This window comes from Mangrovimonas sp. sgz306409 (genome assembly GCF_059735265.1).
Map to the genome: position 1 here is coordinate 25,441 of NZ_JCAPEU010000009.1, position 12,550 is coordinate 37,990.

Genomic DNA, 12,550 nt, shown 5'->3' on the forward strand with positions numbered 1-12,550 from the left:
ACTCATTGGTCTTTTTTCTTAGCTCTTGCTTCTCTATTCTCAACTCCCCACTCACTACACTTTACTCTTTACTCTTTACTCTTTGTTCTTTGTTTTCGCCTCACTACTCACTACTCATTTCTCAATACTCAATACTATCCATTAAACGATTCCCAAGTCAACCGCAACCCCTCGGCAACACTCACTTCCGGACGATACCCCAACAAACGTTCCGCCTTCGAAATATCCGCCAAACTGTCCCGAACATCCCCTTGCCGCGGCGGCCCATAGTTGGGCTCCAACTCCGAACCAGCCGCCTCACGCAACGATGCCCACAACTGGTTCACACTAATACGTTCCCCACAGGCTACATTAAACACCTCATTGGCCGCTTCAGGCCCTGCAAAAAAGGCCTTCACATTCGCCTGCACCGCATTGGCCACATAGGTAAAATCACGGGTCTGCCCTCCATCCCCATTAATGGTGGCTGGCATATCGTCTTTCAAGGCTTGCATAAATAAGGGAATCACGGCTGCATAAGCGCCTTTCGGACTCTGCTTCGGCCCAAACACATTAAAATACCGCAGTCCAATAACATCGGTATTATAGGTTTTACCAAACACATCGGCATACAGCTCATTCACATATTTGGTCACCGCATAAGGCGATAAGGGCTTCCCAATAATCGCTTCCATCTTGGGCAGACTTTGACTATCCCCATAGGTAGAACTGGAGGCCGCATACACCATACGCTTCACGGTAGTGCTCTCCTTAAGGGCCACCAACATATTCAAAAACCCCGACACATTCACCTCGTTACTGGTAATAGGATCATGGATAGACCGCGGCACCGACCCCAAAGCCGCCTGATGGCTCACATAGTCCATCCCTTCCATAGCTGCCTTACAGGTAGACAAACTCCTAATATCCCCCTCCATCAACTCAAAAGCAGGATGCTCCAAAAACTCATGAAGGTTCTCACGGTACCCATTGGAAAAATCATCCAGCACCCGCACCTGCTTCGCACCATGTGCCAACAAATGCCCCACCAAATTAGACCCTATAAACCCAGCACCTCCTGTAATTAAGTAGCTATAGTTTTTAATATGTAACATGCTAATATTTGTTTTACTTTAATTCTTGACCTGTGAAATAAGATTTGAGGCGATTTCCTAAAAACAATGTCCCGTAGTGCGTTTTAAGATACTTTTCTCGTCTTAATGCATCCTTCTGAGATAAACAACCCTCAAAATTTATTAATTCAAAAGGCCTCCTATGTTTGGTAGACAACACGTTCCCTCTCTGATGTGTCTCAAATCTTGATGACAAGTCTTGGGTATACCCCGTGTATTTCTTACCATCTTTTAAAGACTTTAAAATGTAAATATAATAATATGTCTTTTCCATACTTATCATCATTTCACGGGTTGACCCCAGCACCTCCTGTAACCAAATAACTATAATCTGAAATGTTTGCTATCCCCATATTCTTAAAAATTGTCAAGTAAATGTAAGCTTTTTATAGCAAAAGCCATATTAAGAAATCATACTTGTGAGTTATATGGATCAATACAAGAATAACTCTACGAGCACCTCCAAAACACCTCCCTAACATAAAAACATACCCTACCCAGCTCCCCTCTTCAGACGTAGCCTGTACAGAGCGTAGTCGAAGTAAGGGGAATGAATTTGCAAAGCAAAGAAAGGGAAGTTTAACAAGTAGAAAAAAAACAATAACCTCCTTTTAACCAACCACCTAAGAATATTAAAAAATGATTACCCAACTTAGGCATAAGGACCAAAATCCCTCCGCTCACTCCTTAAACAAAGAAGGGAATAAATTTGAAGAGTAAAGAAAGAGGAGTTTGATTCGCTACAAAAATAATACTTAAACGGTTTGCTTATTATATCAAACTTTACATCAGATTACATTATAAATTGCCTAAACAGATAAGCATGAAAGACAAAATATACACAGCTCCCCTCTTCAGACGAAGAGGGGAATGAATTTGCAAAGCAAAGAAAGGGGAGTTTGACCTTTTTAAACTCCAAATAGTTATGTATATTTAAATATGTCCAAACAAAAACTACATACTTTAAAAAAGCTAAAAGCCCTCAGGCAAGAATTGCGACAACATTTAACCCCAGCAGAAGCATTCTTATGGACACACTTAAAAGCAAGACAGTTATCTGGAAAGCGATTTACCAAACAGCACAGTATAGGCCATTACATTGTTGACTTTTATTGCGCCTCAGAAAAATTAATTATAGAACTTGATGGAGAAGCCCACAACAATCCCACTGCCCAAGAATACGATAAGCTACGAACCGAATATCTGAACAATTTAGGATATACAGTCCTTAGGTTTGAAAACAAACTTGTTTTTGACAATCTTGAAGATGTATTAAAGGAAATAACCAACCATTTTAAAAGAACCTCATCCCCACACTAAGAATTAATTGGATTGTAGATGACTTTGAGCTCCCTTCTTCGTCTGAAGAGGGGAATGAATTTGCAAAGCAAAGAAAGGGGAGTTTGACTAGCAGTATCTCAATTACAGTCACTGTCCCCTATTACAACCGCGCATCCACAATACCCTTAGGCAACAAAGACTTCACATCAAACAATACACACCCCTCCGATTTCAAGCCCTGAATATCCAACTCCAAAAACTCCTTATGGGACACAGCCAAAACAATCCCCTCATAATTGGCCTGCAATTGATCGGAGCAACAAATTAAGTCCAAGCCGTATTCCTCATGTACTTCTTCGGCAGAAGCCCACGGGTCAAACACATCCACTTCCACCCCATAAGTCTCAAACTCCCTAATAATATCAATCACTCGGGAGTTCCGTATATCCGGACAGTTCTCCTTAAAGGTAATCCCCAACACCAAGACCTTGGCTCCCTTAATACGGGCACCGTTCTTGATCATCATCTTAACGGTCTCCTGGGCCACATACTGCCCCATACTATCGTTCATTTTCCGTCCCGCCAAAATAATCTCCGGATTGTAACCGGTCTCAATAGCTTTTTGGGCCAAATAATAAGGATCAACCCCAATACAATGCCCACCTACCAAACCAGGGGTGAAATTGATAAAGTTCCACTTGGTACCCGCAGCCTCCAAAACAGCCTGCGTATCAATATCCAATAATCGAAAAATCTTGGAAAGCTCATTCACAAAGGCAATATTAATGTCGCGCTGAGAGTTCTCAATTACCTTGGCCGCCTCAGCCACCTTTATCGAGGGCGCCTTATGGGTCCCTGCAGTAATAATGGAGCGGTACAAGCGATCAACCACCTCGGCAATTTCGGGTGTTGATCCAGAAGTTACTTTTAAAATCTTGGTCACCGTATGGGTCTTGTCCCCTGGATTGATACGTTCCGGTGAATAGCCCGCATAAAAATCAGTATTAAAAACAAGTCCGGAATGTGTTTCCAAAATAGGCACACAAATATCCTCCGTCACCCCAGGATACACGGTCGACTCATATATAACAATATCGTCTTTCTTCAACACCTTCCCCACCGTTTCGCTAGCCTTTACCAAAGGCGTAAATACGGGTTTATTCAGGGCATCTGTAGGCGTTGGCACCGTTATAATATAGATGTTGGCATCCGCCATATCAACAGGCTCACTACTTACAAACAGGCCATTTCCCTCAACAGCAGACTTACGAACAACATCTTGCAGCTCTTTGGTGTCTACTTCCAAAGTAATATCAACACCGTCCAACAACTGCTGGACACGTTTCCTATTAATATCAAAGCCTACTACAGGATACTGCTTGGCAAATTCAACGGCTAAAGGAAGGCCAACATAGCCCAATCCGATGATGGCAATTTTAGGGTGCGTGCTCATAAGTTGATTTGAAATGATTGAAAAATGTATGTCAAATCTACAAAAAAGCGCCAATTATGCACATACTTTTTGTTGATTTCCACTTTATCCGGCCAAATAACCTTTTTATTATACCTCTCAGGATCAGATTGTTGCCTCAAAACCTCATCTTCATTGGCATACTTAAGGGTGGCCGGGCCCGTAATGCCAGGTTTCACCTCCAAAACCACCCGATCGTCCCCTTCCAAGACATCCGCAAACCCCTCAACATCAGGCCGTGGACCTACAAAGCTCATATGCCCATAGAGCACATTGAACAATTGCGGCCATTCATCCAGTTTATGCTTCCGCAACCAATTCCCAAAAGGACTGGCATACTGCTCAAACTGACCCAAAGAATGCTGGGAACCTCGTAGGCTGCGTATTTTATAAATGGGAAACAAACGTCCATACTGCCCTACCCGCTTCTGGGAAAACACCCCCCACTGACGGGTATCCCAACTGGCCAACAACACCAACAAAATTATGGGCAACATAAAAATAGGGAGCAACAGCGCACTCAACACAAAATCAAAGCTACGTTTCAAAATCTTCTGAGATGGTGACAGCACTTAAATGCGTTTTATAAAGTTCTGTACTTTTTTAAATACCCCACGTTTGTTAGGGTCTTCATGATAGGCATCACCATACACACCGTAACCATAGCCATAACCGTAGCCATAACCGTAACCATAACCATAGTTATGGTTGGTCTTATGCTTGTAGAAGTTCAAAACAAAACTGATATTCTTAAGCTCTCCAGCCCGGTGTTTGGCATTCACCAAAGCCAACATGCCTTTTTTGGTATAGTCCAATCGCACCATAAAAATGGTCGCATCGGCATATTGGGTCAATTCCAAGGCATCCGTTACCAACCCAAGGGGCGGCGTATCCAAGATAATAATATCATAAGTTTCCCTCAACGTTTTAATAAGCTCTGGCATGGCCTCTCCCATCAACAATTCCGAAGGGTTGGGTGGTACCGGACCAGAAGGAATCACATCCAAGTTCTCAATATGCGAATGGAACACCACCTCATCCAAGGTCCTGTCTCCAATCAAATAATTCACAACCCCATTATCATTGGTAATATTAAAATCACCAAAAATCTTCGGCTTGCGTAAATCCAAACCTAACAGAATGGTCTTCTTCCCAGAAAGGGCATATACCGTAGCAATATTAATAGAGGTAAAGGTCTTCCCCTCCCCACTCACGGAAGAGGTAATCATGATACTCTTTCCTTGGTCTTTAGCCCCAGTTTGTTTCAACAAAAATTGCAAGCTGGAACGAATGGAACGAAAGGACTCCGAAACCGCTGCCTTAGGCTTTTCATATACCACCAAGTTGTTTTTATAATTGTATTTCCCAATCAAGCCCAAAATAGGAATATGGGACAACAGCTCTACCTCATCCGACCCATGAATGGTATGGTCCATCAAGAAAATAACAAATATCAATACCAAAGGAACAAAAGCCCCCATCATCAAAGCCATCATATAATTTAGGCTCTTATTGGGCCCTATAGGGCCATTCCCAATATCCTTAGCGGCATCTATCGGTGTAATATCCGAGACGTTCGCAGCTTTAACAATAGCCGCCTCACTGCGTTTCGCCAAATACACATCATAAGCCTGTTGGCTTAAATTTAATTTCCTCTGGATTTTAAGATAATCCTGCTCATCCTCCGGCAAATTGCCCAACTCTGCTTCCAACCTCCCAATCTTGGAACTAATACTGTTGATGTTGGCATTAATAGTCTGCCTAGTGGCAGCAATGGTTTCCAGCAACACATTCTTTTCGGCATCAATCTTACGGTCCAAATCCTTAAACAGCACATTCCCTTCCTTAACTGTATACTCCAAATTTTGTCGTTCTATCGCCAATGCGGTAATGGTCTTAACGCTAGTTAAAATATTTCCCTCTTCAATTCCTACGGAAGTGGGCGCTGCAATTTGGGTATAATCAGTTTTAGTACGCAAATAGGTTTCCAAAGCTTCCAGATAATTCAATTTGGCCTCCTCTCCATCCTTTTCTAAATCCAAGGCTTTCAATTTTTGACTCGTGAGTGCCATTTCCTCACTAATATCAAAGACTTTATTCTCCTTGCGGAAGCGGTTCATCTCATCGGTCACATCCTTCAAATTGGCATTCACCGCGGCCAGACTGCTATCAATAAACTTAATAGTATTGGTAGCATATTGGTTCTTACGTTCCAATTCACTCTCGCTCAAGATAGCGGTCGTGGTATTCAAATAATCCACGATCTTGGCCTTATTGACACCTGACAAGGACAACTGCAACACTGAAGAAGAGGAAGAAACGGGCTTGATTTTAATGGCATTCTCATACCTATGGACCACACCATCAAAATTCAAAAAACGGATATAAAAGGTCTTGCCTGCAATGAGGCGTTTCCCCTCACGAAGCTTAATGCTGCCATTAAAAAATGGCAATCGTATAGCCTGTCCTAATCGAAATACCTCTTTAAAATTCCCAAGAGGGACGTTGACACTATACTTCGTTTTATCATCATACCGCTGCACACTCCTAATGCCTGTTTCAAATTCGGCAAACAATTCAAACTCCGTTTCACTAATAAAATGAATCCCTATCGCCTGCCCCAACATCTGTCCTTTGGTCTTATCTATAGCCACAACAAATGGGGCTGCGGTATAGATATCTTGCATTCGATACTTCCCTTCTACCATATACTCCATATAATATTTCAAGGAATCTACCACGCGTTCATTATGGCTACGCGTTTTGACTGTAGTCAAAATCTTCCCGACCTTACCGGACACCCCTCCCCAATTAAAAGAAATACTCGTATTGGCCGTAAAAAAAGGATTTTGCTCACTCTCTACGGAAACAAGGGAAGAGAGCATATAAACATTTTCCTTTCTCACATTAACCCAATAAGCAATTAGCAAAGCAATACCAATAGAAACTAGAACCAATTTCCAAAGATTGAGAACCTTGAATAAAAATCCTTTAAAATCAAAGGTAACACCTCTTTGATCAGTATTGTCTACATCATTAATTTCTTCTCTAAACATGGTTTACAAGCGATTAATTAACAATAAAGTGGTAGTCAATAATGACACCACAGCAACCACCGATGTCAACACCTCACGTCCAGAGGTCCCTGTTCCCCAGGCCTTCTGCTTTAAAGGTTTTACATAAATCATGTCATTGGGCTGTATATAATAATAAGGCGATTGCATCACATTCTTATCGGTCAGGTCAATCTCATGGATTTCCTGCCCCTGCGGGTACTGTCTGATGATCTGCACATGTTGTCGGTCTCCAATCACTGGAATATCCCCAGAGTTGGCGATGGCCTCAAAAATATTCACCCGCTCCTGGAACAGAACTTTTGACCCCGTACTTCCCAACTCCCCTAAGGTGGTATAGCGCAAACCGGAAAGCTTGACCGTTATAAAAATATTGGCCGTTTCTTTAAACTGTTCTTCCAACAACTGTTGCTCCAAAAGCTTCTGGATTTCCTCTGTAGTACGTCCCAATACATTCACTTCGCCTAAAACAGGAATACGGATATTCCCGTGCACATCTACAGTAAACCCATCATAATAGGCACGCTCACTGGAAGAGGCATTCAAATCGGCGGCATCGGCAATAGGGTTAAAAATACTCACATTGTCCTGGTCCAACACCTTGATACGGATACTCAAAATATCATTGATCTGTACGCGGTAAGGTTTTGGGGTCTCCACCATCAGCTGTAAAGAATCGGTAGCCGTGGATTTGTCCTGAAGGTACAACATGTCCTTATGGGGCACACAGGAAGTCATGACACCCAAAATAAGGATGGCAATAAGGAGTGTATATTTCATGTAAAGCAACGTTCTTAACAGACAAATATAGACCATCAACAGGAATATCAAAACTATTGGTTCTTTTTTTGGTTTATTTCCGTTATTTGCAAAAAAAATACTGTGAACTACCTAAACGTCGAAAATATTTCGAAATCATATGGAGAACTGGAGCTCTTTTCCAGCCTCTCCTTTAGCATCCATAAAGACCAAAAAATTGCCTTTGTGGCCAAAAACGGAAGTGGAAAAACCTCTATTTTAAACATCCTTTCGGGTGAGGACACTCCAGATGCGGGACAGGTAGTGATGCGCAAAGGCTTGCGGACGGCCTTTTTATCCCAAACGCCCGAGTTTGATGAAAGCGCCACCATCAACAGTACCATTTTCAATGCCGATTTGCCCATCCTAAAAATAGTCGACCAATACGAAAAGGCGCTTTTACACCCCGAGGACACCGAGGCCTACCAAGCGGCCTTCGAAGCCATGGAACGTCACAATGCCTGGGAATTTGAATTGCAGATCAAACAAATTCTGTCACAGTTAAAACTGGAAGACCTCGAGCAAAAAATCAGCACCCTCTCCGGAGGGCAAAAAAAGCGTTTGGCTTTGGCCCAAGTGCTCATCAGTCATCCCGATCTACTTATTTTGGATGAGCCTACCAACCACTTGGATCTGGAAATGATTGAATGGCTGGAACAGTATTTTGCAAAAGCACAATTCACCATCTTTATGGTAACGCATGACCGTTACTTCTTGGAACGCGTCTGCAACGAAATTATCGAATTGGACCACGGGCAACTCTTTACCTATAAAGGGAACTATTCCTATTATTTGGAGCAAAAGGAAAACCGAATCGCCACAGAAGCCACCGAAACCGGAAAGGCCAAACAGCTATATAAAAAGGAACTGGAATGGATGCGCCGCCAACCCAAGGCACGTACTACCAAATCCAAATCCCGTATCGACGATTTCCACGATATCAAAGCCCGTGCCCACCAACGCCGCAAGGACCATGTCATGCAATTGGAACTGAACATGGAGCGTTTGGGCAGTAAAATTGTAGAGCTTCATAAAATCTCCAAAGCTTATAAGGACAAGGTCATCCTAGACCAATTTGAATACGTTTTCAAAAAAGGGGAACGCATCGGGATCATAGGCAAAAATGGAACCGGTAAATCCACTTTCCTCAACATGCTCACCCAAACCATCAAACCGGACGCAGGAAAAGTCGTGGTGGGAGATACCGTAAAATTTGGCTATTACACCCAAGGCGGGATTAACATCAAACCCGAGCAAAAAGTTATTGAAGTCATTAGAGAATTTGGTGATTACATTCCCTTGAAGAAAGGACGCCAAATAAGTGCCCAACAGCTATTGGAGCGCTTCCTCTTCGACCGTAAAAAACAGTACGACTACGTGGAAAAACTAAGTGGAGGGGAACAAAAACGCCTATACCTCTGCACCGTTTTAATCCAGAACCCTAACTTTTTAATTCTGGATGAGCCCACCAACGATCTGGACATCGTGACCCTAAACGTCTTGGAAGAATTCCTGTTGGATTTTCCGGGCTGTCTTTTGGTAGTGTCCCACGACCGTTACTTTATGGACAAGATTGTAGATCACTTATTTGTATTCAAAGGTGAAGGTGAAGTTCAGGACTTCCCTGGCAACTATACCGATTACCGCATCTACGAACAATCCGCCCCTCCAGCAGAAAGCACTAAGGAGAACACTTCCAAAACTACGGAGGCGTCCAAACAAAACGAAGCCCAAAAACTAAGCTATAACGAACAAAAGGAACTCAAGAATCTGGAGAGCAAGATCCGTTCCTTGGAATTGGACAAAAAAGCATTGGAAGCAAAGTTCCTGGATGAAAGTCTTTCTACAGAAGCCATCAACAATCTATCCCAAGAACTTCAAGAGCTTATGGATAGTATTGCGGAAAAGGAAGCCCGTTGGTTTGAACTTTCAGAAAAGTTGGAAGGAGATGCCTAACAGTAATCGTCCAAAACATCGCTCCTTGTCAGGCTGAGCCTGTCGAAGCCATTTCATATCCCATTTTTAATTATCTTTATGTACATGAGGTTTTACTATGTTTACATTTTACAATGTGCAGACGGCTCCTACTACACGGGCGTAACAAATAATTTACAGGAACGCTTGACACAACACAACTTAGGCATAAACAAATCCTGTTATACAGCAACAAGACGCCCCATAAATTTGGTATGGCATATCCAATGCACTTCTCCAACAGAAGCTATCAGTAGAGAAAAACAAATTAAAGGTTGGTCTAGAAAAAAGAAGAAAGCTCTAATCGACAATAATTGGAAAGACTTAGAACGATTTTCAAAAAATTATACCCAATACGGAATACCACGTCCTCCTTCGACAAGCTCAGGATGACAAAAACACAAACCCCAATTGACATCAATTACCCTCATTCACGCCTGCACTATAGAATAGCATCCGCTTAAACAACACTTAGCACTATCAGATTGAACCGGTAGAAGCCGATATTTTCCAATTGAAATCCTTTTTACAAATGGGATAGAATCCTATTTTTGCCACAACATGTACCAACTCCTACAATATTTCATATTCCTTTGGCGCTCAACCAACCAACATGGCGTCCACTCCCCTTTTGTATACCAGTTGGTCACCCTGTGTTTTTACGACCGAAAAAAGCATGAAAGCTACACCCTTTTAAAGCAATACCGAAAAGCCCTCTATCGTAACCATTCCGAAATCACCATAACCGATTTGGGTGCAGGCAGTAGAATTTTTAAAGACAACACACGAAAAGTATCCAAAATTGCCAAAACATCTGGTATTACATTAAAACGTGCTAAACTTTTAAATCGATTGGTAACCTATTTAAAAGCCAAACACATCTTGGAATTGGGAACTTCCCTCGGCATGGGCACCACTGCTATGGCAATTGGACATCACGAATCGCAAATCACCACCATTGAAGGCTGCCCCAATACTGCCGCTGTAGCCCAAAAACAGTTCCAACAGTTTCAATTGAATAACATCAACTCTATTATTACCGAATTCACTCCTGCTATTCAGCAATTGGACAACCAAACTTACGACCTTATTTACATGGATGGTAACCATCAAAAAACAGCTACCCTATACTACTTTTCAGAGCTTTTGGATACGGTCCATAATGACACCGTAATCATCTTGGACGATATTCACTGGTCTAAAGACATGACCGAAGCTTGGGAAGAAATTAAAGCCCACCCAAAGGTCACCGTCACCATCGATACCTTTTATTGGGGCATGGTATTTTTTAGAACCGAACAAAGGAAAGAACATTTCTCCATTAGGGTGTAACAACTTCGCTTCGGCAACGTCCTATTGAAAGAATTCTGCTATCTTGCAGAAGCAATCCAAACCCACTAAGCTTTTATCTTTTTTTATGGACAATGTCATTCAAATTCGCAGCATTACTAGGGATTTTCAATTAGGGCAAGAAACCGTTCACGTATTAAAGGGCATCGACCTGGATATAGAACGCGGCGACTACATCGCCATTATGGGACCGTCAGGTTCAGGAAAATCCACCCTAATGAATTTACTGGGATGTTTGGACACACCAACTAGCGGCTCTTATATTTTGAACAGTAAGGACGTAAGCCAAATGACTGATGACGAACTGGCCGATATTCGTAATAAAGAAATCGGCTTTGTATTTCAAACCTTTAACCTGTTACCCCGAACCACCGCTTTGGACAATGTGGCGCTACCTATGGTGTATGCCGGCGCTTCCAAAAAAGAACGTGACGCACGTGCCGAAGAAGTCCTAACCGATGTAGGATTGGCCGACCGCATGGATCACCGCCCCAACCAACTATCGGGAGGGCAACGCCAACGTGTGGCCGTTGGAAGAGCTTTGGTTAATAAGCCTTCCATTATTCTAGCCGATGAGCCTACAGGAAACCTGGATTCCAAAACTTCCGTGGAAATCATGGCCCTTTTTGATGACATCCACCAACGAGGCAATACGGTGATTTTAGTAACCCACGAAGAGGACATTGCCGCCCACGCCCACCGTATCATCCGTTTACGTGACGGGATGATTGAAAGTGACACCAGACTTAAGTAAACCGCAACACATCCAAAGCCAATTGGCTAGCAGTGGAAACTATACAAAATACTGTACCTTTGGGGCACGAATCTAGAATTTTGAACCCATGAAAATATACACCAAAACTGGCGATAAAGGTAGTACAGCCTTATTTGGCGGCACCCGCGTTCCCAAACACCATATACGCATAGAAAGCTACGGCACCGTAGATGAACTCAATTCCCATATCGGCCTTTTAAGGGACCAAGACATGGCTGCGGAATTCAAAGCCTTATTGGTAGCTATCCAAAACCATTTGTTTACCGTAGGTGCCATTTTGGCCACCGACCCAGAAAAATGGACCTTAAAAAACGGCAAAGAACGTTTGAACATCCCAAAAATATCGGAAGCTGACATTCAAGTTTTGGAAACAGCCATAGACCAAATGAACGACAGTTTACCGCCTATGACACACTTTGTCCTACCCGGAGGCCACCAAACCGTGTCATTCTGTCACATTGCTCGCTGTGTATGCCGTAGAGCTGAGCGTTTGGCCTCTGCTTTAAACGAGATCAGCCCCTTTCAACCAGAAACTTTAATGTATTTAAATCGTCTCTCAGACTATCTGTTTGTATTGGCACGAAAGTTGTCCTACGACTTGCAAGCCGAAGAAATTAAATGGATTCCTAAAAAAGAATCTTAATAAATTTTGGAAGTGCATTTTTTTTGTAGTATCCTAGACAGAAAGTTAGGAATTTCACAAAAAAGGGACGCT

Annotated in this window: 12 protein-coding genes; 6 read left to right on the forward strand and 6 right to left on the reverse strand. The window is 42.6% G+C overall.

Going from position 1 to position 12,550, the window contains the following annotated elements; all coding sequences use genetic code 11:
• Positions 1-134 precede the first annotated feature (134 nt).
• Together AC6I5C_RS14725 and AC6I5C_RS14730 are read right to left on the reverse strand one after the other, a co-directional pair.
• Positions 135-1,094: an SDR family oxidoreductase gene (locus AC6I5C_RS14725; RefSeq protein WP_497905820.1), complete on the reverse strand. Its 960-nt coding sequence runs from the start codon at positions 1,092-1,094 to the stop codon at positions 135-137.
• 13 nt (positions 1,095-1,107) lie between these two features.
• Entirely contained in the window at positions 1,108-1,398 is a 291-nt protein-coding gene (locus tag AC6I5C_RS14730; RefSeq protein ID WP_497905821.1) for a GIY-YIG nuclease family protein, read from the reverse strand.
• Between the two features lie 653 nt (positions 1,399-2,051).
• On the opposite strand from AC6I5C_RS14730, the gene AC6I5C_RS14735 reads away from it, so the two are divergent.
• Positions 2,052-2,432, forward strand: coding sequence for an endonuclease domain-containing protein (locus tag AC6I5C_RS14735; RefSeq protein WP_497905822.1), 381 nt, complete (start codon positions 2,052-2,054; stop codon positions 2,430-2,432).
• A 121-nt stretch (positions 2,433-2,553) separates the two neighbouring features.
• On the opposite strand, the gene AC6I5C_RS14740 is transcribed toward AC6I5C_RS14735, so the two are convergent.
• The 4 genes from AC6I5C_RS14740 to AC6I5C_RS14755 are packed head-to-tail and all read right to left on the reverse strand — an operon-like array spanning position 2,554 to position 7,718.
• Positions 2,554-3,846 (reverse strand): nucleotide sugar dehydrogenase, encoded by a 1,293-nt coding sequence (locus AC6I5C_RS14740; protein ID WP_497905823.1) that lies wholly within the window; start codon positions 3,844-3,846, stop codon positions 2,554-2,556.
• Positions 3,843-4,436, reverse strand: coding sequence for a sugar transferase (locus tag AC6I5C_RS14745; RefSeq protein WP_497905824.1), 594 nt, complete (start codon positions 4,434-4,436; stop codon positions 3,843-3,845). Before AC6I5C_RS14745 ends, AC6I5C_RS14740 begins: the two co-directional genes overlap by 4 nt.
• Complete coding sequence (locus AC6I5C_RS14750; protein ID WP_497905825.1) at positions 4,437-6,920, reverse strand: polysaccharide biosynthesis tyrosine autokinase; 2,484 nt, start codon at positions 6,918-6,920, stop codon at positions 4,437-4,439. It abuts the gene before it with no gap.
• 3 nt (positions 6,921-6,923) lie between these two features.
• Positions 6,924-7,718 (reverse strand): polysaccharide biosynthesis/export family protein, encoded by a 795-nt coding sequence (locus AC6I5C_RS14755; protein ID WP_497905826.1) that lies wholly within the window; start codon positions 7,716-7,718, stop codon positions 6,924-6,926.
• Between the two features lie 102 nt (positions 7,719-7,820).
• Here AC6I5C_RS14755 and AC6I5C_RS14760 point away from each other — a divergent pair, with 102 nt between their 5' ends.
• From AC6I5C_RS14760 to AC6I5C_RS14780, 5 genes are all read left to right on the forward strand, one after another.
• Positions 7,821-9,692: an ABC-F family ATP-binding cassette domain-containing protein gene (locus tag AC6I5C_RS14760; protein ID WP_497905827.1), complete on the forward strand. Its 1,872-nt coding sequence runs from the start codon at positions 7,821-7,823 to the stop codon at positions 9,690-9,692.
• Between the two features lie 84 nt (positions 9,693-9,776).
• Positions 9,777-10,103, forward strand: coding sequence for a GIY-YIG nuclease family protein (locus tag AC6I5C_RS14765; protein WP_497905828.1), 327 nt, complete (start codon positions 9,777-9,779; stop codon positions 10,101-10,103).
• 168 nt (positions 10,104-10,271) lie between these two features.
• A complete protein-coding gene (locus AC6I5C_RS14770) occupies positions 10,272-11,042 on the forward strand; it encodes an O-methyltransferase (protein WP_497905829.1) in 771 nt (256 codons plus the stop codon).
• An 85-nt stretch (positions 11,043-11,127) separates the two neighbouring features.
• Positions 11,128-11,814: an ABC transporter ATP-binding protein gene (locus AC6I5C_RS14775; protein ID WP_497905830.1), complete on the forward strand. Its 687-nt coding sequence runs from the start codon at positions 11,128-11,130 to the stop codon at positions 11,812-11,814.
• 88 nt (positions 11,815-11,902) lie between these two features.
• The gene (locus tag AC6I5C_RS14780; RefSeq protein WP_497905831.1) at positions 11,903-12,478 is read left to right on the forward strand and encodes a cob(I)yrinic acid a,c-diamide adenosyltransferase; all 576 of its coding nucleotides are present in this window, start codon (positions 11,903-11,905) and stop codon (positions 12,476-12,478) included.
• Positions 12,479-12,550: the final 72 nt, after the last annotated feature.